17 protein-coding genes, 1 tRNA gene and 1 pseudogene are annotated in these 19281 nt (G+C 58.0%); 9 read left to right on the forward strand and 10 right to left on the reverse strand.

Going from position 1 to position 19281, the window contains the following annotated elements; translation table 11 throughout:
* Positions 1 to 58 precede the first annotated feature (58 nt).
* Positions 59 to 1291: an NTP/NDP exchange transporter gene (locus DLM45_RS05295; protein ID WP_343062243.1), complete on the reverse strand. Its 1233-nt coding sequence runs from the start codon at positions 1289 to 1291 to the stop codon at positions 59 to 61.
* A gap of 376 nt (positions 1292 to 1667) precedes the next feature.
* Here DLM45_RS05295 and DLM45_RS05300 point away from each other — a divergent pair, with 376 nt between their 5' ends.
* Complete coding sequence (locus DLM45_RS05300; protein WP_246317166.1) at positions 1668 to 2987, forward strand: polyhydroxyalkanoate depolymerase; 1320 nt, start codon at positions 1668 to 1670, stop codon at positions 2985 to 2987.
* 70 nt (positions 2988 to 3057) lie between these two features.
* Here the strand turns inward: DLM45_RS05300 and polA are convergent, their stop codons facing one another.
* Positions 3058 to 6051, reverse strand: a complete 2994-nt coding sequence (gene polA / locus DLM45_RS05305; protein ID WP_181336109.1) for a DNA polymerase I — start codon at positions 6049 to 6051, stop codon at positions 3058 to 3060.
* Between the two features lie 235 nt (positions 6052 to 6286).
* On the opposite strand from polA, the gene DLM45_RS05310 reads away from it, so the two are divergent.
* Both DLM45_RS05310 and DLM45_RS05315 read left to right on the forward strand, forming a co-directional pair.
* On the forward strand, positions 6287 to 6601 hold the full coding sequence (locus tag DLM45_RS05310) for a hypothetical protein (RefSeq protein ID WP_181336111.1): 315 nt from the start codon (positions 6287 to 6289) through the stop codon (positions 6599 to 6601).
* Between the two features lie 187 nt (positions 6602 to 6788).
* Positions 6789 to 6865: transfer RNA gene (locus DLM45_RS05315), tRNA-Arg, on the forward strand.
* Positions 6866 to 7424: 559 nt separating this feature from the next.
* On the opposite strand, the pseudogene DLM45_RS16460 reads toward DLM45_RS05315, so the two are convergent.
* Together DLM45_RS16460 and DLM45_RS05325 are read right to left on the reverse strand one after the other, a co-directional pair.
* Positions 7425 to 8393, reverse strand: a pseudogene (locus DLM45_RS16460) (recombinase family protein); the annotation flags it as partial.
* Between the two features lie 26 nt (positions 8394 to 8419).
* On the reverse strand, positions 8420 to 8809 hold the full coding sequence (locus DLM45_RS05325) for a hypothetical protein (RefSeq protein ID WP_210269801.1): 390 nt from the start codon (positions 8807 to 8809) through the stop codon (positions 8420 to 8422).
* A gap of 353 nt (positions 8810 to 9162) precedes the next feature.
* Here DLM45_RS05325 and DLM45_RS05330 point away from each other — a divergent pair, with 353 nt between their 5' ends.
* From DLM45_RS05330 to DLM45_RS05340, 3 genes are read left to right on the forward strand one after another with little or no spacing between them, the layout of a single operon-like run.
* Positions 9163 to 9696 carry a hypothetical protein gene (locus DLM45_RS05330; RefSeq protein WP_181336115.1) on the forward strand — a complete coding sequence of 178 codons (534 nt, stop codon included), beginning with the start codon at positions 9163 to 9165 and terminating at the stop codon, positions 9694 to 9696.
* A gap of 2 nt (positions 9697 to 9698) precedes the next feature.
* Positions 9699 to 10214, forward strand: coding sequence for a hypothetical protein (locus DLM45_RS05335; protein WP_181336117.1), 516 nt, complete (start codon positions 9699 to 9701; stop codon positions 10212 to 10214).
* Positions 10198 to 10923 carry a hypothetical protein gene (locus DLM45_RS05340; RefSeq protein ID WP_181336119.1) on the forward strand — a complete coding sequence of 242 codons (726 nt, stop codon included), beginning with the start codon at positions 10198 to 10200 and terminating at the stop codon, positions 10921 to 10923. Before DLM45_RS05335 ends, DLM45_RS05340 begins: the two co-directional genes overlap by 17 nt.
* A gap of 15 nt (positions 10924 to 10938) precedes the next feature.
* Here the strand turns inward: DLM45_RS05340 and DLM45_RS05345 are convergent, their stop codons facing one another.
* The 4 genes from DLM45_RS05345 to DLM45_RS05360 form a co-directional block, all read right to left on the reverse strand.
* Positions 10939 to 11673, reverse strand: coding sequence for a PaeR7I family type II restriction endonuclease (locus tag DLM45_RS05345; protein ID WP_181336121.1), 735 nt, complete (start codon positions 11671 to 11673; stop codon positions 10939 to 10941).
* Positions 11674 to 13395 (reverse strand): Eco57I restriction-modification methylase domain-containing protein, encoded by a 1722-nt coding sequence (locus DLM45_RS05350; RefSeq protein ID WP_181336130.1) that lies wholly within the window; start codon positions 13393 to 13395, stop codon positions 11674 to 11676.
* Complete coding sequence (locus tag DLM45_RS16600) at positions 13395 to 13613, reverse strand: ribbon-helix-helix protein, CopG family (protein WP_181336132.1); 219 nt, start codon at positions 13611 to 13613, stop codon at positions 13395 to 13397. Before DLM45_RS16600 ends, DLM45_RS05350 begins: the two co-directional genes overlap by 1 nt.
* A gap of 107 nt (positions 13614 to 13720) precedes the next feature.
* The gene (locus DLM45_RS05360) at positions 13721 to 13945 is read right to left on the reverse strand and encodes a hypothetical protein (protein ID WP_181336134.1); all 225 of its coding nucleotides are present in this window, start codon (positions 13943 to 13945) and stop codon (positions 13721 to 13723) included.
* 244 nt (positions 13946 to 14189) lie between these two features.
* On the opposite strand from DLM45_RS05360, the gene DLM45_RS05365 reads away from it, so the two are divergent.
* On the forward strand, positions 14190 to 14735 hold the full coding sequence (locus DLM45_RS05365) for a hypothetical protein (RefSeq protein WP_210269802.1): 546 nt from the start codon (positions 14190 to 14192) through the stop codon (positions 14733 to 14735).
* Between the two features lie 759 nt (positions 14736 to 15494).
* On the opposite strand, the gene DLM45_RS05370 is transcribed toward DLM45_RS05365, so the two are convergent.
* Positions 15495 to 16106, reverse strand: coding sequence for a recombinase family protein (locus tag DLM45_RS05370; protein ID WP_181336138.1), 612 nt, complete (start codon positions 16104 to 16106; stop codon positions 15495 to 15497).
* Between the two features lie 488 nt (positions 16107 to 16594).
* Entirely contained in the window at positions 16595 to 17371 is a 777-nt protein-coding gene (locus tag DLM45_RS05375; RefSeq protein WP_181336140.1) for a hypothetical protein, read from the reverse strand.
* A gap of 623 nt (positions 17372 to 17994) precedes the next feature.
* Between DLM45_RS05375 and DLM45_RS05380 the strand changes: the two genes are divergently transcribed.
* Together DLM45_RS05380 and DLM45_RS05385 are read left to right on the forward strand one after the other, a co-directional pair.
* Positions 17995 to 18753 (forward strand): hypothetical protein, encoded by a 759-nt coding sequence (locus DLM45_RS05380; protein WP_181336142.1) that lies wholly within the window; start codon positions 17995 to 17997, stop codon positions 18751 to 18753.
* A 95-nt stretch (positions 18754 to 18848) separates the two neighbouring features.
* On the forward strand, positions 18849 to 19265 hold the full coding sequence (locus DLM45_RS05385; protein ID WP_181336144.1) for a hypothetical protein: 417 nt from the start codon (positions 18849 to 18851) through the stop codon (positions 19263 to 19265).
* The last annotated feature ends 16 nt before the right edge of the window (positions 19266 to 19281 follow it).

Consider the following 19281-nt stretch of genomic DNA (forward strand, 5'->3'; position numbering starts at 1 on the left):
CAATAGTACTTCCGTGCCAACCGAGCCTGAATGGCCGGTTGCCGCGGACGGACGCAGGTCACGCTTTTTCGGCAGCGTGACGGCTATGTTCGCGCCCCAGGTTTTTAGCCACCCATAGCCAAAGCCCGACAAGCGGAATGGCCACCGCAGCGATGGTTCCGGATGCGAATCCAAGTCCTCCACCGGCGGCGCCGTAGACCCAGCTCGATGACGCGTCGCCACCGCGATACACGACGGTGTCGATGAAGTTCTGGACTTTGTATTTTTCGTCTGGCTGGGCGAGCGTGTAGATCACCTTTACTGCGGGATTTGCGAGCGCGAACGCGACGACTCGTTCAGCGACCATCACGGCGGCGACAACCCACAGAGCCGCATCGAAGCTCAGCAACAACGTTCCGAACGCGGCCGTCATCGGGAGCGCGAGCAGCGCCGCTGTCAAACCAAAGCGCTGTAATACGCGCGCGGTTCCGAACAGCTCGATCAGCAATGTTGCAATGCTGACGGCGAGATCGCGTCCGGCAAAGAATTCGACGCGCGTTGTTGTGTCGGGAATTGTCAGCGCGACCAGCCGCGCTTGCTCGAGATAAAAGAACGTGCCGACGACGTTCGCAAGAAACACGAATAGCGCGATGTAGAGAAACATCGGCGTCGTGAAGACCTTGACCGCGCCATCGAAGATGCCGCCAACGGCGAGATCGGTTTCCGCGCCCTCCTGACCGGGTCGCAGGCGGCGAACGAGAATTCCAGCGAGCATCGAGACAAGAAGCAAAACCGCCGAGATCAACAAGAGATCGACCGGCGAGAGCGCACGCACCAAACCTTGCGTGAGCAGCGGACCAGCGAGTGCGCCAGCCGTGCCTCCGGCCGAGATGAAGCCGTACAGCCGGCGCGCTTCGGCATGAGACCAAAGCTCCGACATCAGACTCCAAAACAGCGAGACGACGAACAGGTTGAAAACGCTGGCCCAGACAAAAAACGTGCCCGCAGCGAGCTGGCTGCCGGGCATCGTTTTCATCGCGATCCAGAAGCCGACGAGGTTCAGCACAAAGAACGTATAGATTGCCGGAAGCACGTAGCGGCGCTGGAAACGAGCGGCGACAAATCCGAACAGCGGAACCAGAACCAGCATCACGACGAATACGATGCTGAAAAGCTGATGCAGCACATCCTTGCCGAGCATCACCCCGATTTCGTCGCGCACAGGACGAATGATGTAGTACGCGGAGAGTAACGTGAAGAACATCGCAAACGAGGCGAGCAGTGCCATCGTCTCGGTTGGTTCGACTTTCACAAACCGCCTTAACCAAAAGGCCAGTCGTGGGTCAGTCGGCTTGTCGGGGGTCATGCGATTCCTGCGGGTGATAAAGCGACCCACCGATGATGCACTGCGGAACTAAAGTCTAGTGAACAGGGTTTCTCGCTGCGGCTATTATTGCGGTGCGTTCACGTCGAAGCCACTTCCACAGACTGTACCTAATATGCACGGTGCCCGTTATCATTAGGCAAGCAAACGATTTCTGGATTGAGGCACACTACAATCGTTCTATACTAATGCGATGCAACAGAATGCTGCTCTGCAGCTGGAGATAGCTCGCTAAAATTTGCATTAAAAACAAGGGACTACGAACGCGATGAACTATTATGCCTATGAAATGGCCCATGCGTTTATGTCCCCTGTGCGATTCGGCGTGCAGGCGTTCCGGCAGACGATTGACTGGCCGTTGAACCCCGTGGCCTACACGGCGGTGGGGAAAAACCTTATCGCTGCGTGCGAAGTCTTCGAGAACATCACACGCCGCTATGGCAAGCCGGAATTCGGTATCAACAGCGTCACGCACGCGGGGCAGACTGTTCCTGTGCACGAGAAGCTCGTTGCGGCCCGGCCCTTTTGCAATCTGCTACGTTTCGAGCGCGAGTTTCCGAAGACGAACAACCGGCCCGATCCCAAAGTTCTGATCGTTGCTCCGATGTCCGGGCACTACGCCACGCTTCTGCGCGGAACCGTGGAAGCGATGATCAAAGAGCACGACGTCTACATCACCGATTGGGTTGATGCGCGTAATGTGCCGATCGCCTCTGGCCGCTTCGACTTCGAAGACTTCGTCGATTATCTCATCGATTTCGTTCGCGTGCTCGGACCTGACACGCACGTCATCGCCGTATGTCAGCCTGCTGTTCCCGCGCTTGTCGCGACGGCTGTCATGGCAAGCCGGGACGAAGATGTGCATCCCGCGTCGCTCGTCCTGATGGGCGGCCCGATCGATACGCGGCGCAATCCGACGGCGGTCAACGAACTCGCCGCTGCCAAGCCCATCGAATGGTTCGAGCGGAACGTGATCTCGACCGTTCCCTTCCCTCACACCGGTTTCATGCGGCCGGTGTATCCGGGCTTCATGCAGCTCACAGGGTTCATGACCATGAACCTCGAGCGGCACATGAATGCGCACGTCGACCTGTTCAACAATCTGGTTGCGGGTGATTGCGACAGCGTAAAGCAGCATCACGCGTTCTATGAAGAGTATCTCTCGGTCATGGATCTTTCGGCCGAGTTCTATCTGCAGACGGTGCAGATCGTGTTTCAGGAACACCTGCTTCCCGACAAGCGGCTCACGCATCGTGGCGTGCCGGTTGATTGCGGCGCGATTTCGAAAACCGCTCTCTTCACGGTCGAAGGCGAGCGAGACGACATCTGCGGCCTCGGCCAGACAGAGGCTGCTCAGGACCTCTGTACGTCCGTCCCCGTCGATGAAAAAGTCCACTATGTGCAGCCGGGCGTCGGGCACTATGGCGTCTTCAATGGCACGCGTTGGCGGACGGAAATTCAGCCGCGCATTCGCGAATTCATCCGCATGGTCGATGCCAAGCGTCGCGGCGAAGCCAAGTCTGCCGGATCCGCTCCGAAGTCTGCGCCAAACGGCGAGCACTACAAATCGAATGGTGCCGCACTGAATGGCATTCTTGCGCCCGCTTCGCATGCGTCCGACTGATCTATCAGACCAGCATCGAGCACCTACTCAGCGCATCGCGGTTTGCGGCTGAGTAAAAGCTGCGCTTGTCTTAGTGGGCCTCATCCCAGTTGGCTGCCGCTTTGGCGTCAACATGGATTGGCACCGACAGCTTTACGGCGGGCTCGGCTGCTGTTTCCATGACCTTGCGCGCGATTTCGATGAGGCGTGGTGCGCTCTCTTTTTCAACTTCGAACACAAGCTCGTCGTGCACCTGCAGGAGCATGCGCGCGTTCTCCAGCTTCGCCGCCTCGAGGGCCGCTGGCACGCGGATCATGGCACGGCGAATGATGTCTGCGGCCGAGCCCTGGATCGGTGCGTTGATCGCAGCACGTTCAAGGAAGCCGCGCATCGACGGGTTCTTGGTATTGATCTCGGGGTAGTGGATGCGGCGACCGAAGATGGTCTCGACATAGCCGTGCGCGTGCGCCGCCTTCTTCGTCGCGTCCATGTAGTCGCGAATTCCCGGGAAACGCTGGAAATAGGTTTTGATGTAGTCGCCCGCCTCTTCGCGACTTATGGCGAGCTGATTTGCAAGACCGAACGCGGAGATACCGTAGATGATGCCGAAGTTGATCGCCTTGGCGCGTCGGCGAACCTCTGACGGCATATCCTTGATCGGAACGCCGAACATTTCAGACGCTGTCATTGCGTGAATGTCCAGCCCGTTGGCGAACGCTTTCTTCAACTGCGGAATGTCGGCAACGTGCGCCAGAACGCGAAGCTCGATCTGCGAATAGTCAGCCGAAACGAGCGTTAGCGCGTTGTCGCCGATAAACGCCGTGCGAATTTCGCGGCCTTCCTTGGTGCGGATCGGGATGTTCTGCAGATTGGGGTCAGACGATGCGAGGCGCCCCGTTGTCGTCGCGCCCAGCGCGTAGCTCGTGTGGATGCGGCCCGTTGTGGCGTTGATATATTCCGGCAGCGCGTCGGTATAGGTCGACTTCAGCTTCGTCATCTGCCGCCATTCGAGCATCGTATTGACGAGGCGGCGCGCGTCTCCATCCAGTTCTTCATTGGCGGCGAGATCATCGAGCACGTTTGCGCGCGTTTCCCATTGCCCGGTTTTGGTCTTCTTGCCGCCCGGCAGTTTCAACCGGTCGAACAACAGTTCGCCGAGTTGTTTGGGCGAGCCGAGATTGAACTTGTGGCCAACGAGCCCGTTGATCTCTTCTTCAAGCTTGACGGTGCGTTGCGCGAAGGCGTTCGACAGCCGCGTTAGAATGCTGCGATCGACCTTGATCCCAGCGTATTCCATATCGACGATGACGGGCACCAGTGGCCGTTCCAGTGTTTCGTACACGGTCGTCATACGCTCAGCGGCCAGGCGCGGCTTCAGCACCAGCCAGAGCCGCAGCGTCACGTCCGCATCTTCGGCGGCGTACTCGGTCGCTTTGTCGAGCGGCATGGCAGCGAAGGTCTTGTCGGATTTCTTCGCACCGGGCGCGTGGCCCATCGCTTGCGCGAATGTCATGCATGCGTGGCCGAGGTGGCGTTCCGCAAGCGCATCCATGCCGTGCTGTCCGCGACCCCCATCGAGCGCGTAGGACAGAAGCATCGTGTCGTCGATCGGCGTAACATCGATGCCCCGGCGCTTCATCACCAAGAGATCGTATTTGATGTTCTGGCCGATCTTCAGGATCGACGGATCTTCGAGAAGCGGCCGCAGAATTTCCAGGGCTTCAATCGCGTCGAGCTGCTTGGGGCGATTGTCCTCGCCACCGAACAGATCACCGCTCGGACCGGTGTGACCCAACGGAATATAGCAGGCTTCGCCCGGCGCAACGGCGAGCGACAGGCCAACCAGATCAGCATCGAGCGCACTGATCGCCGTCGTTTCGGTATCAAACGCAACGCGTCCTGCCTTTTGCGCTTTATCGATCCAGGCAAGGAGCGCAGCGCGTGTCGTTACGGTTTCATACGTGCTGCGGTCTATCGGATTTGCGCGAACGCTCGCCGCCGCCGCGGCAACCGCAGCAGCCGGCGACGATTCTTCTGGTACGGACGTGTCTTCTCCGGCCTCTCCGATGCCGCCCGGCACCGGCTTTGGTTTCACGCTGGCGCCAACGGACGCCGCGAGCGGCGGTGGTGCTTCGACGCCGAGACCTTCGGAGATGCGCTTCGTTAGCGTGTTGAATTCCATCTGCCGCAAGAAGCTGAGCAGCGTCTGTGCATCAGGATCACGAACGCACAGCGCGTCCGTTGCGATCTCAAGCGGTACGTCGTCCTTCAGCGTTACGAGCTGTCGCGAGATGCGCGCCTGCTCGGCAAATTCGATAAGCTTCTCACGCCGCTTCGGCTGCTTGATCTCACCCGCGCGCGCCAGCAACGAGTCGAGATCGCCGTAGGTCGCGAGCAGCTCGGCCGCGGTCTTGATGCCAATGCCGGGAACGCCTGGCACGTTGTCGATCGAGTCGCCTGCCAGCGCCTGCACATCGATCACCTTCTCCGGCGGAACGCCGAATTTTTCGATGACTTCGTCGCGACCGATGCGCTTCGATTTCATGCCATCGAACATCGTGACGCCAGGACGCACGAGTTGCATCAAATCCTTATCGGACGACACAACCGTGACGTCGCCACCGGCTTCGCAAGCGTGGCGCGCGTAAGTGGCAATGAGGTCATCCGCTTCGTATCGGTCGAGTTCGATGCAAGCGACGTTGAAGGCTCGAACAGCATCGCGGATGAGCGCGAACTGCGGAATCAGCTCTTCCGGCGGCGGCGGACGTTGCGCCTTGTATTGCGGATAGATGTCATTGCGGAAGGTATCGCGTCCGGCATCGAATATGACAGCGAAATGCGTCGGCGCTTCGGACACTTTCGTTTCGCGCAGTAGCTTCCAGAGCATCTGGCAAAAGCCGTGTACCGCGCCAACAGGCAGACCGTCGGACGGACGCGTCAACGGCGGAAGCGCGTGGAATGCGCGGAAGATGTAGCCAGATCCGTCGATCAGATAGACGTGGCTTCCCTTGCCGACGGGCACAATCTCGGCATCTGCCGGTGCTGCGTTTTCCGACGGCGGAATGGTGTTCGCTTTGTTGCTCATGGCGCCGCACTATAGGGCGATCGCGCGCCGAGGCCAGTCATCTCAAAACGCCGCAAGTCTGCCCTCGAAAAACCGCCGGGCCGCAACGTGCCGGCCAACTTCTCCAAGTACCGGAACATACCGGCGCTTGGGCCTGGCGTCTGTTGACAGTGCAACGGACCGCATGGCTGATGACGCCGGGTATTCAACGGAGCCGGTTGCCACGGGCAATTCGGCCGTAGCGGGAGAAAGCGCCATGCGCACAACGACCAGAATTGCGGCCCTTGCGATTGCCGCCGCTGCAACGACTGGCCTCACCACGTTCAGTGCCGAAGCGCTGCCGCGGTGCCGGGCGCCGGTGGAAGGATTTGCCACGGCCACGGGAATTTTGGGCGCTGGTTCCGCAAAGGCGCGGGAAGAAGCCCGCATCAGATGGCGCCGGACGGCGCGCAACCTCTACGGGCCCCGGTATGCCGATTTCCGCAACGCGCAGGACCGCCAGTGGGATTGCAAAAAGAACGCGATCTTGCTCGCCAAGTGCGTCGTCGTTGCCCGTCCCTGCCGCTACTAAACGCTCAACACTGGCACGCGCCGTGGCGAGACGCGGGGCTCAACCCCCGCGTGCTGCGGGCGTGTGCCGATCACCGCCCCTTTGCCGCCCGACCTCAGCTTGATGCCGCGCCTTAGATCCCGCGAACGTGCGGCGCGTAAGACATTTGCGGGCACGAGGCGAATGGGCTATCAGTCTGGCTCTTCAGGCACCCGTAGCTCAGCTGGATAGAGTGCTGCCCTCCGAAGGCAGAGGTCGTAGGTTCGAATCCTACCGGGTGCGCCATTACTGAATTGTCGTTTGAAAACTCCTGCAAAGCCGCGAAAAGCTTGGTGATCTGGGGGGTTCGAAGTCCTCCAGAAACATCGTATTTCACCCTACCGCCAAACAGGAGACGCACCAGTTTCCGGCGGTGCTCGATGCGGCCAGAATCCCATAGAATCCGGGGGTTTGAGAGGAAGGCGAACGAGGTTCGAAAACTTTCCTCGAAGCTCTTCTTCGGGCGGCTCGCAGTGGCTGCTTTTTCAGTCAGCAGATTTTTCTGATCCTGAAGCTTTTGAAGCTGCGCTTCATAAGCGCTGATCACGGCACGATTGTCGGCTTCAACAAGGCGGGCCACTAGCTGCTCGATCTTGCGCTCAACGGTCTGCAATTCGCGCGAGGCGTGCGCTGCGCGTTCCTTGGCGTTCGCCTCGCGCTGCTCCCATAGTACCTTGAGCATGGCGTGCGCGGTGAACAGCAGTTCCTGCGTGGGCCGAACGGAATCTATCAGGCGGTCGAAGTCGCCTTCCAGCGTTGCCTTGCGGATGTTCTTGCGAGCCTGTTCGCAGCCTTTGGTGAAGCACCAGTAATAAGCATATCGCGTGCCTTTGCTGCCCCGCGCCCAGGCGGCGGTCATGGGCCGGTCGCAGCAGGCGCAATTGACGAAGCCGCGCAGCGGGAAATCATCGCTCAGATCGGCACGTTCCGGCGCAACAGTCTGACGCCCATGCAGCCGCTCATCAATCTTGAGGAACGTTTCGTATGTAATCAGCGCCTCATGCTTGGCGGCAACGCGATACATTCCCCATTCCGGCACGCTCATGTATCCGGCATAGAGCACTTGCGTGAGAATCTGGCTCACCCTGTTCGGATGAACGGTGCCGGAGCGGTTCTTGGGGAAGATGGGATTGTTCTGGAAGAACCGCTGCACCTCGGCCTGCGTTTCAAAGCGGTTGGATGCGAAGCCTTCCAACGCTTCCTTGATAACGCTGGCGAGCGGCTCACGCGGCACGAGCACCTTGCCGCTATGCCCGGCCACGCGGTCATAGCGGTAGCCGATGGGCGGCGAGAATCCCCAATAGCCATTAGCGGCGCGGGCCTGCATGCGGTTCTTGGTCTGCTCGGCGTTCTTCTGGCGCTGGTGCTGCGAGACGGAGGCGAGCAGGTTCTCGACCAGCATGCTGTCGGAGTCTTCGCCGAACTCGATGGATGGCGATTCCAGCTTGCCGCCTGCGGCTGAGATCGCCGTGCGAAGCTGGATATGCGCTTCGAGCCCGCGCGCAAGGCGGCTGATGTCGTCGATGATGACAACATGCGTATCGGTGCGGCGATGCTTTTTCAGGAAAGCCAGCATGGAAAGCATGCCGGAACGGTCGATGACGCTGCCCGATGAGCCTTCATCGCGGAAGACTTCCACAACCTCAAAGCCTTTGGACCGCGCGTAATCACGGCAGCGCGTTTCCTGCGAGCCGAGGCCGGAGCCGCGCGTTACTTGTTTGGGGTCGGAGACGCGGCAGTAAATAACGGCGCGGGTCGCGGTGTCGGTTGTCATGGCAGGCGGTGTCTTTCCGGGGCGGATTAGTCCTTGTTTGCTTGCGAGCGGGCGCTTTGCCCGGCTTCGGGCAGAGGCGCGTTCGCGTTATCTGCATGCATATAGTCTATAGTATTCAACGACTTAATGCGAGAAAATTGGTCGTTGTCATTCGCAAAATCGTTCTTTTCGACAATGCCCCACGCCTCGTCTGCGAAGCTCTCCATAATCGACCAGAGATCGGCGAGAAGCTCCAGCTTCTGGGCCTCGGTGAGATTGCAGTGTTCGACATAGGGCAGGAATTGTCTGAGATCGGTGGTCATGCGGCGCTTCCTTTCATTGAGAAGCACCATGCCAGTTTCCAGAATCATGACCGGGGGGAAGCCCGCCGGGCGGAAGACAGACAAACACTTGAAACTTGAAAAAGGGGTGCGCATGCACCCCTGCCCCTCGGCGAGAGCGGGGTTAGCAAGCGCAAGGAGGCTCCGAGCGAGGGGGCCCGCATGAAATGCGGGGATGCGCTTGGATGCCTTGCGCGCGCGAGGGGCAGCGCCCCTTAGCCACTTCGCGTCAGGGATCGAAGCCCGAAGGGACAAGACCGCACTGCACTGGCGGGCTTGGTTCACGAGAGCCCGGCCCCGGCAGCGCCGGGGAGGCGCATATCAAGTCCCGCCCCCGAGTCTTTGAAATCATAGATAAAAACAAAAAAAGAACATCGATCAAGAGTCTTTCCACTTGAACCATCAAGACTCAAGCATATATAAGGATCAAGAAACTTAGAGGACTTGCGATGAACACAGCAGCCGCGCCGTCACCGACGAAAGAATTCGATGCGATCCAGACTGTTTACAAAGCGCTGGAACCCCTCGATGCAGACGGTCGCCAGCGTGTGGTGAACTACATCGTCAGCCTTTTTGGCTTGGATTCCATTGTATCCGAGCCTGAGGAGATTTCAGCCGAAGGATCGCTGTCAGCCAATCAAAATGTTGTCGGTTTGAAATTCGACTCCCTTGCCGATCTATACGATGCGGCAAACCCGGCTACTAACGCGGAAAAGGCGCTCGTGGTCGGCGTTTGGCTGCAAGACAACATCGGACACGACAGCTTCAGTTCGCAAGCGATCAACACAGAGTTGAAACACCTTGGTCACGGGATCGCCAACATAACGAATGCGCTGGATCAGCTCAAAGACATGAAGCCCGCGCAAATTCAGCAGCTTCGGAAAAGCGGTACCAGTCAGCAGGCAAGAAAAACCTACAAGGTGACGCTCGCCGGCATACGCGCGGTGAAGGCAATGATCGAAAAGGCTCAGACAGCGGGGTAGCTATGCAAGATGAAAAGACGCGGCTGCGCGTGAAGCTCGGCGCAGCGGAAATCGAATACGAGGGTGGCGCTCAATTCCTCAAAGAGGAAGTGATGCCGACCGTTGGACGCATGTTGGAACTCGTTCAGGAGCGCGCCGATCTGCAGCGTCCAGCGCCCACGATGATCCAGGCCAATGCCGTTGAGCCTCCGTTGCCGCTGGCAAACGGCTCCAAGTCGACGCACTCGACCAACACTATCGCAACGCTTCTGAATGCCTCTACCGGCGGGGATTTGGCTATTGCAGCAGCGGCGCGTCTTATCTTGGTCGAGGGTCGGGAGACGTTCACCCGCGCAGATTTGCTGAAGGAAATGCAGTCTGCCACCACATTTTACAAGCAGACCATGAGCAACAATCTGACTTCAACGCTTAAGACTCTGGCGAAAGAAGATCGGCTGAGGCTGGTCAGCGCAAGCACCTATTCCTTGTCGCACAAGGAGCGCCAGAAACTGGAGCAAAAGCTTGCTGAAGCAGGGTGATCTCAAGGCGTGGCTGCATCGCAAGGAGTTAAGGCAGTTGGACAAGCTATTGCTTGTTCTGGCCACCTTCGATGCGCCCGCCCAAGTGAAAGATATAAAAGAACGGGCCCGGGCCGGTGGCCTGAAAATCACCGACAGCTGGAACCCATCCTCGACCCTTTCCAAGTCTGATGGGTTGGCGATCAGCACCCCCGACGGTTGGGAGCTGAGCGAAGCTGGCAAAAGCCACCTGCGAACGCTCGGCGTAAGTCAGCTAGCGCCAGCCGCCGCGAATATCGCTCACGACTTAAGGGCAGAACTTCCAAACATCAAAGACGCTGACACGCGGAGCTTCGTGGAAGAGGCCATTAAGTGCTACGAGTACGGCCTTTATCGATCTGCGGTGGTGATGTCGTGGGTTGGGGCTATGCACGTGCTTCATCTGCACGTCCACAAGCACAAGCTGGTGGCTTTCAACGCGGAAGCATCGCGTCTGGATGCGAAATGGAAGCCCGCAGTAAGCACAGACGATCTAGGACTGATGAAGGAGTTCACCTTTTTAGAACGGCTGGCCGCGATCTCGGTAATCGGCAAGAACGTGAAAGATGAACTCCAAAAAGGCCTCAAGCTGCGAAACGCATGCGGTCATCCGAATTCGATGAAGGTGGGACCGAACATGGTCGCGCACCATCTTGAGGTACTGTTGCTGAACGTCTTCAAAGTTTTCTAGCGCCCAGGCCTAAGGTCAGCGCGCCGCCTCTGCCGCAATATGTCCGGCGAAGCTGGTGACAAAGGTTTTGAGGCCCGTCATCTCGTCAAGCTCTGCGTATGCGCCATCGGCGGAGGCAGTGCGGGGCGACGTGAGAATAGAGGCCGCTGAATAAAGCTGCTCCTGCATCAGGCGCTGACACAGGATTTTGTACCGCTGCTGGTATGATGCCCCGGCGAACTCGGGGAATATCGGGAAGTGCGGAGAGCGATCCGTTACCGGCTTGCGTGACTCCGGCGCGTCTTCGAGCAGCATCAGCCAGCCGAGGAAGGGGCGCGGATGCTTGCCGAAGGCCCCTTCGCGGTAGGCTGTCCAGAGACAATGCGCCGTGCCGATGGCTTCTTCGGTTCGATTGTTGAAGTTGTTGCCGAAGGATGGGCCGACCTGGCTTTTGAACTCAAGCGCGGCGATCAGCCTGCCTTCATTGATCACCAGCAAATCCCAGAGCTTGGTAGGCCGGAAGTAACCCGGAAGCGTAACGAGCGCGCGGTCGCGGTAGATCGTAGCCGCGTCCAGGCCGTTCGCTTTGACAAGATCAATGACGAGAGCAACGAACCCATCCATGTTCTTGCCAGCGGTGACACCGGCACGCTCACCGGCATCGACATTTCCGGCCTCTATCTGCTTCTGGCGCGCCATCTCGCGGTTGCCCCAGAAGGCCTGAACCGCTTCGCGCGTTTGGTTTTGATAATCCGCAAGGTTGATCGCCATCTAGTCCCCGTTCCCGCCGATAGCGGCGCGTTCGGCTTTAGATAGCCCGTAGAGCTTAAACACAGCCGTGTTGCAGGCGGCGCTGTCGCCGCGCTCTGCTGCCGCGATCAGTTCCTTGCGGGCGGCAGCCGGAACATCAGACCAGCGCGGGACGCGGATGCGGCGCAGATACTGTGCTTGAAACCGCATGTACCCGCCGCGCATGCGCGTCGAATAGATGGACACAAACAGGCGTGCGATGCCGGAAAGCAGGACGGCTTGCAGCGCCTTGATGTCCCACTCCTCCGAGGTGATGAAATAAAGATTGTGATGGGGGTAGAGCTTACCTTCCTCAAAGACAATATGCGCCTCGCCCTTGATGTCGGGGATGAGCAGCTTGGGCTTTTTGGTTATCGCCGGATAGATCCGGTCGATGGTGCGGTACCAGTTCGCCGGGGCTTTTTCAGCGACGTGCCGCTTGGCGATTTGCTCTCTGCGCGCCTCTAAATACGCTTGCAGCTTCGGATAGGCCTTGAGATCAACAAGCCCGCCATCATCATTGAATGGGTTGATGACACCATAGCCGCGCCATTCAACCTGCCCGTCCAGGATATCGCGCGTCATCACGAGGGGAAGCTTGCGGTCAGGCTCCACGTCAAGCTCGTCGAATTTACCGATGAAGGCCTTGTCGGCTCCGGTGGCAACACCGATGCCGACCTTGCAGCCCGCATCTTCTAGCGAGGGGAAGGACTCTTCCAACCGCCTGACCACTGCGAGCTGGTCGAAGGATTCCAGAATCCACGGCTCGGCCCCTGCCGCGATAGAGTGCATCTCGCGAACACCGCTCGACTCCGGCGGCGTTTCCACAGCGCTCAGGAATTTGCCAAGGCGCTTAAGCGCAGGCGCGCAGATTTCAGGTCGGCGGGCAACGCGCGTGGTCGTGCCCTTTTCGTTGGCGATGAGCGTGATAGCCGGATAGGCGATGACATCACTATGAAAGGCAGGCGTATCGACCATGTCGATATAGGCGCGAAGGTGGAAGCCGCTCGCGACCATCTTGCGCAGCGGGCCGCCATAGCGGTTCTTCATCCACCGATCAGCACAAATAAAGCCGAGCAATCCGCCCTCGGCCAGAAGGCTGAGAGAGTGCTCGATGAAGGGTATATAAATATCGGCGCGGTCATAGATCGTTTGGTAACGCGCGCGGTATTCGGCCATCAGCACATCGGGGATCAGTTCCTGCCGTACGTAAGGCGGGTTTCCGATCACCACATCGAAGGTGCGAGGAAATTCCTGCAACAGGAAGTCGCCATGCCACAGCCAGCCAGCCACGAGCTTCGTCGCTTGGGCGGAAGTCAGCCCTTGCGCGCGCAGGAATCCAATCACGGATGCAGAAGTTTTTGCAAATGTCGCTGCGTGAAGCTCTACGCCGCAAACTGCTTCGGCGAGCGCATCAGCAAGCGGCTGGCCTTTGAGATCGCGCTTGGCTGATTTGAGCAACCGTTCGATGGCGGGCAGCAGGAAATCGCCATCGCCAAACGAAGGCTCCAGCAGCCGCAGCTTGTAGAGCTTGCGGTCGGCTGTATATCCGGCGAGATCAAGGATGAAATCCACCACCTCGCGGCGGGTGAAGATCGCGCCGCGTCCTTCAATGCCAGCCGAAGCCAGCGCCTGTACCGCGTCCGGCACGGGCGAGAATTCAGTGAATGCGAGTTGCCGCGCCGCAGATGCTCTGGCCGCCATTATCGTCCTCTCGCAGTTCGGGTTCGGGAAATCGGCCCGGCGGCATGGCTGCTGCTTACGGCATCACGATTCTTGACGAGATCATTCACAGCGCGGCGTATGACCCAGGCGACTGATACGTCATCAGCGCGGGCGATGTCGCAGATCGTGCGATACGTCTGCTCGTCCAGGCTGACGGACAGGCGGGCGGTTTTCGGGTTGGAGGCGATTCGGCTCATGCACTGATGGTAGTTGCACCACTTTGGTGCAGGCAAGCTTTTCCCAATCTGCTTCGTCAAGCAACTGTGGGCAGGTCTGACCCCGTCGCCAAACTCAGCGAACAGTGCTAGCGGTCGTCGTCCACCTCATCGCGGAGCCTAGCTAGCTCTGCGGCTTCCGCATCGGACAGCGAAAGGGCGGCGATATCCTCGTCGAAGCAGATAAAATGCGTGCCTTCGCAGGTGAGCACGTGGGCAATGTAGGCTCGGATGATGTTGGCGTAGTTGATGCCATTCTGCTCAGCCTGCGACGTGACGGAAACCTCATCGATCTTTGCGCAATCGCTCTGCATGGCAAACCTCAGCTGTATATGTGCCACCTGGATAGCGCGGTGGCGCAGGACCTCTGGGAAAAAGCCATTCATATTGGCGGCCAGCTCTCGGGCCGGGGGGATGGAACGGGGGCGCGCAGCGGGCCCCCTTCCCGAGGAGGCGATAGCCGACGAGCAAGATGGTGCTGTCATACAGCACACATCTTGCGGATCATCAGTTCTAACAATTTCTGTTCCGGTAAACGCGGTCAGCAATCGGGGCTACATGCAGTTCATCGAGATAAGAGATCGGTTTCTGGAAGCGTTCTTGGCTGAGACAGGTCCTCGCAGCGATGCTTTGCGTGGTGAATTTCTGTCATCCCTCACGGATGGTACCGGACTTCAAGAAGCGGAGATCGAGGCGTTGGTCTGCAACTGGATGCTGCAGATCGCTATGTGGCACCGGCAGCCGGGCTTTCTCTGGATCGATCCTCGGTACGAAATTCGGCGTGGCGACGAGGGGTTTGAGCATCACCACGGCGCGCTGCTGAGATTTGGAAAGAGCACAGCTAAGGGCGTTTCAACCGAAACTCCGCGATGGTCGGTCGTGGAGATCGCGATCAATCGCGATCGCTGTTGGATCAGACCTCCTGTCTCCGAGTGTGATGCGGGGGGCAGCCAGTGGATGTCGAATGTATCGGCGCGAGAGATACTGGAAGCGCCATACCCACTCACGTTACGCAGCAGCAGCGTCGCGCACGGCGTCGCCGAAGTTCGGCTGACGAGAGGATGGTCAGTTGTTTACTCCCCGGAAATCGAGCTGGTTACGTAACTAGGCATATATTCCTGACGCTAAGAAATTGATATTGAGAATTATTATCATTATACAGATAATAATAAACCAATTGCTATTCGGAGATATAATGACAAATGGAAATGTATTCGGAATTGTTTCTGCGGCGTTCATAGCGGTTGCTGTGTTCGCGGCTACTAAAAGTACCGGAGACGCGTGCTTGCAAGATGTTGGTCACGGCCTTGGGCATGCGCCGACGGAGCAACCTCACGTAACGCTTGACGATCTGTAGTTCTAGGGCGCGCCAAGCGCCTGCTTACATAGGTCTCTCGCGCGGCGGAGAATGCAGTTCGCGCGATCATCGCGTCGCCACTCGGTACCTAGCAAGGCGTCCAATCGCTGAGACGAAGAGCCAGCTCTAAGCTCTACCTCTGCGTACTGCGCCATGCATTGTTTGTGCTGATGCGCCAGATGGCGGAGTGCTGTGGCAAGAATGGAGCTTGAAAGTCGTTTTGCGTCATCCGCATCTCTTGGATCGCGCCGAAGTGTAGTGTCGAAGCAGATGGTGTCCCCGTGGACCTGTTCGACGAAGGCGCAGTTCACGAGGAGATCGCGGGGAGCGTTAGGATTTTTGCGAAGAAGCCCACAATCAATCGTGCGCGACACTGACTTTCCTTGCTCGTCCGCGCTTAGGGTGACGAGTGGTTCCGCACCGGCGCTTACCGAAAAAAAGTACAGCGTTCCGCAGAACGCACTCCTTGCAAACTTCATCTGAGCCATCCATCCCTGGCAATCACTTTAGTGAACGCACTCCACGCCTGCACGTTTAAACCCGCGCGTCAAAGTGGTGGGAGAAACTTTGTAACGCCGGGCGACCTCTCTTATGGAGTCGCCCTTCTGCATGACAGCGCGATGACCTTCGAGAATGACATCGATCGAGAGCAGCGGTGGGCGTCCTAGCGCAGTGCCTCGCTGCCGCGCAGCTGCTAGGCCTAGTGCGGTGTTCTCGCTGATTACATCACGTTGGAACTCAGCGAAGGCAGCGAACAGGTGGTAGACGAGTTTGCCGCCGGGCGTAGTGGTGTTAATGCCCTCCGCCAGCGAGCAGAAATGAATACCCTCATTCCCTAATCTAACCAGAAGATCGGAGAGGTGCTGGACCGAGCGGCTGAGCCGGTCGAGCTTGAACACCACGAGTGCATCGCCGCGCCGCAAAGTCTTGAGGGCTTGATCTAGGCCAGGCCTGCTGGCCTTGCCACCGCTGATGCCGTGGTCTTTAAAAATCTCATCGCACTGCGCGGCCTTGAGACCGTCAAGCTGCATGCGGAGCTTCTGGTCAGCGGTAGAAACTCGCGCATATCCTATTCGCCGCCCTGTCACCTCGACGCTTGGGAAAAAGAAGTTGGTCATGACTCAACCTCGTCAAAATCGATCCTTTCTGACGAGGCGCTACGAGTCCTAGTGCTAGCGCCGCACATTGGCGGAAAACCGCCTGTTCTTAAGTAGTGTCGTCTCATTCTCGTGCTAGTTTTCCCTCCTGCTCAATAACGATCGTTTATGTTGAGCAGGAAAGCACTAGCGATAGCAAGTCTGAGTACCATCGTATGCAGTGGCGCTGGTCACGCTGCAGATGGGTTTAAGGCATCAGAATTTCTGAAGTTTCCGCAGGAGAACCAGAAAGGATATATCTCCGCCTCGGCGATGATGGCCGGACTGATTGCCACTCAGAACGTGCCTGATCAGGCCAAGTGTATTGATCGATGGGTAGCTGATGAGGCGACTAGGGGGTATCCCAGGATCGCTGAAGCGATGAAGGCGCACGGCGACTACCATCCGACAGCCGTGATCATGAGTGTTCTTCAGAAGGAATGCGGAGCGTTCAAATACGCGAGATAGCACTAACTCGGCGGGAGCATCATCATTTCCGTGCCTGAGAACTGGACTTCCGCCGGTTTGACTTGATCTACTCTGACCACGTTCAAATGTTTCTGCGTCTCCAGATCCAGTTCTTGAATCTGACCGCGAAGGTCTTCCACGCGCTCTTGCGTCGGCGGGTTGTCCTTATCGGTCATTTCCTCCCGGATGCCGCCGAGGTCGACTTGGACGCCGCGCATCTCGTCAACGCTGCGGGAAAGGTCTTCGGCATAGCGGTTTTGATCGCTGAAAGCCTCCTGTGTCGGCTCATCGCCGCGCCATTGGATTGAAGCGGCTTGGTCGTCGCTGATATGCGCGCCGTGTTCGTCCCAGACTTGCCCGTTTTTGTCTTTGAACACTCGGCGGCCATCCGGCAGCTTTGCCGCGCGCTCAAGCATGTCCTGAGTTTCCCGGCGGGCCTTGGTGAGAGCGACCTCTAGCTTCTCAATCGCATCATCGGCTGCTTTCTCGGAATCGCCCAAGGCATCCATGGTGTTGTTGTATGCCTTGGCATAGCCCGGATTGGTTGCCAGCAGCATCTGTAGTCGGGAGGCGTATTGCTGTTGCGCCGATCGTTGGGCACTGGATGCGCCGCCTCGGCCCTGACGGCGTTCTTCGACAAATTCTGTACCGTGGAAGCGTGCCTCGCGGCCAATATCGATCCCGGCCAGCTCGCGCTCATAGTCGCGGCGATCTTCCTCGCGCGTGCGCGCGGCTTCGATCTCCCATATGGCCTTTAGTTCGCCCGTGTCGTATCCCAAATCCCCATTACCCCATACTGCATGGTAAAATTATACAGTACACGGTATAAATATGTCAAACAGGCTGGTCTGCGAGCACCGCGATTTAATTTATGGCACTCTTGCGATACGTAATTATTTTGCATAATTTTGTTGCAACTGCTAAACTCGAACCATTGTTTATGTAATGCGTAAATATTGTTATTGCGGATATTTTGGACGATCACGAGAAGTCACTTAAACGAGTCTATCGCAAGCGCGCGGAGCTGCCTGATCCGACGAAGCCTGCCAATGCGCCTGCCAATCTGCGACGCAAGCAAGTGGCCCTCCGCTTCCTTCCTGAGCTAACTGACGCCATCGACACTGCCCTTCGACGTGATGGGGGTGATCTCACGCGCAATGATTGGGTCACTGCCGCTTTGGAAGAGAAGCTGCTACGTGACCATCCAGATTTGCTCAATCAGCCGTCACAGCCCGCCGAGCCGGAGCCGTCTCCAAAAAAGTGATTTCACACAAAACGGAACGGCGACAGCTCCCGTAGCGTGCGGATTGACTGGCTCCAGCGCTGGCCTATATTACGGGTACCCAAATTGATTGGGCGCTGCGCTTAGCGAGATTTGATTAGGTCACCCGAAGGGACGTGCATGAGCAGAAGGCGCGCGGAAGCGGCAAAGACCTCTCATGCCGAAAGTGCCGGTGCACCGAGTATTGAGGGGCCGATTTCAGTCCGGCCTGGAGACAGCGATCTTCCACCAGCCCTTGGCAAGTTGCTAGAGCCAGCCGTCTTAACGCAGGTTCAAACGGCACTGATGAAGAAGGGGCTGACTCGGCCCAGAGATGCCGGGTCGTTATCGGCCTTTCTGGCGCGGCTGGCGCAAGAAACAGAAAATTTTGGGGTGTTGAAATTACCAGACGGACTAATTGTTGAAAATCTTAGGTTCAAAAACACAAGACTAGACGCCATAGCAACGAAGTGTGCTCAAGCAATGGCGTCAATGCTTAGAGGCGGTTTCGCTGAAAACTCGCAACCAGTTGGACAAGACGTTGAGGATGTACTTAAGCAATTTATTGGCAATCCTAAGGCGGTTGGAGTTATACTTAGGTATCTACACTATGAGCTTAGAGAAATTTCGAACGAACGCGACACCCTAAAACGAACATACAGAAAGCGCGCGGAGCTGCCTGATCCGACGAAGTCCGCCGATGCCGAAGTGAACAGACCCACGGTACAAGTGAAGCTGCGGATCGATCCTCGTATTGCGGCAGCCATCGACGAAGTCGTGGCAGGAAGCGGCGAAACACGCAGCGACTGGCTGGTGGATGCAGCGATTGAGCGCATCAAACGGGAGCGTCCCGACCTCTTGCAGACGATCGAAGCGCTCCTCGAACCCAACTCAAAATAAATTGGGTACCCGACTCTTGAAACGGGTACCCGACATTTCCATGTAGCTCATCACGCGTCGCGGATTTGTGCCCGCTTTGCCGTGAGGAGACGATCATGGACCCCAAGAACTCCGCCTCGACCCATTGCTCATTCTCGCATGAGGCAAGCGAAAAGACCGTGGTGATGGCTGCTGACTATCAGCTCCAGCGGACCTCGCACTTCCAGCGTCTTGCCATCGCCACCGTTGCGCTTGGCGTATCTCGTCGAGAGATTCCGAACATTCTGGCCGACGCGATCTACGGCTTCGAAGGCACGATCTATTTCGCTGACGGTCGCAAGTTCGAGCCGACAGATACGGAGATCGACGACACGTTCGCCGATCCAGACTTCCGTTGGATATCGGACTTCCTCTCCTTCGCTGAAACTGAGCCGCGACAGCGCCCGCAGCGTCGCGTGATTGCTCGGTTGAGGCTGATCGACCTCTACTTCCGCATCAAGCACCCTGAACGTGCGCGGCTCATCGCGGAGTGAATGAAGCGCCGCGTGA

Source organism: Hyphomicrobium methylovorum (genome assembly GCF_013626205.1).
Lineage (GTDB): Bacteria > Pseudomonadota > Alphaproteobacteria > Rhizobiales > Hyphomicrobiaceae > Hyphomicrobium_B > Hyphomicrobium_B methylovorum.

What these genes read in the sequence shown, in the direction of transcription:
- DLM45_RS05300 (WP_246317166.1), top strand. Translation starts at nt 1,668, where the DNA reads ATGTCCCCTGTGCGATTCGGCGTGCAGGCGTTCCGGCAGACGATTGAC.
- polA (WP_181336109.1), bottom strand. Translation starts at nt 6,051, where the DNA reads ATGAGCAACAAAGCGAACACCATTCCGCCGTCGGAAAACGCAGCACCG.
- DLM45_RS05310 (WP_181336111.1), top strand. Translation starts at nt 6,287, where the DNA reads ATGCGCACAACGACCAGAATTGCGGCCCTTGCGATTGCCGCCGCTGCA.
- DLM45_RS05325 (WP_210269801.1), bottom strand. Translation starts at nt 8,809, where the DNA reads ATGCGCACCCCTTTTTCAAGTTTCAAGTGTTTGTCTGTCTTCCGCCCG.
- DLM45_RS05330 (WP_181336115.1), top strand. Translation starts at nt 9,163, where the DNA reads ATGAACACAGCAGCCGCGCCGTCACCGACGAAAGAATTCGATGCGATC.
- DLM45_RS05335 (WP_181336117.1), top strand. Translation starts at nt 9,699, where the DNA reads ATGCAAGATGAAAAGACGCGGCTGCGCGTGAAGCTCGGCGCAGCGGAA.
- DLM45_RS05345 (WP_181336121.1), bottom strand. Translation starts at nt 11,673, where the DNA reads ATGGCGATCAACCTTGCGGATTATCAAAACCAAACGCGCGAAGCGGTT.
- DLM45_RS05350 (WP_181336130.1), bottom strand. Translation starts at nt 13,395, where the DNA reads ATGGCGGCCAGAGCATCTGCGGCGCGGCAACTCGCATTCACTGAATTC.
- DLM45_RS16600 (WP_181336132.1), bottom strand. Translation starts at nt 13,613, where the DNA reads ATGAGCCGAATCGCCTCCAACCCGAAAACCGCCCGCCTGTCCGTCAGC.
- DLM45_RS05360 (WP_181336134.1), bottom strand. Translation starts at nt 13,945, where the DNA reads ATGCAGAGCGATTGCGCAAAGATCGATGAGGTTTCCGTCACGTCGCAG.
- DLM45_RS05365 (WP_210269802.1), top strand. Translation starts at nt 14,190, where the DNA reads ATGCAGTTCATCGAGATAAGAGATCGGTTTCTGGAAGCGTTCTTGGCT.
- DLM45_RS05370 (WP_181336138.1), bottom strand. Translation starts at nt 16,106, where the DNA reads ATGACCAACTTCTTTTTCCCAAGCGTCGAGGTGACAGGGCGGCGAATA.
- DLM45_RS05380 (WP_181336142.1), top strand. Translation starts at nt 17,995, where the DNA reads ATGAGCAGAAGGCGCGCGGAAGCGGCAAAGACCTCTCATGCCGAAAGT.
- DLM45_RS05385 (WP_181336144.1), top strand. Translation starts at nt 18,849, where the DNA reads ATGGACCCCAAGAACTCCGCCTCGACCCATTGCTCATTCTCGCATGAG.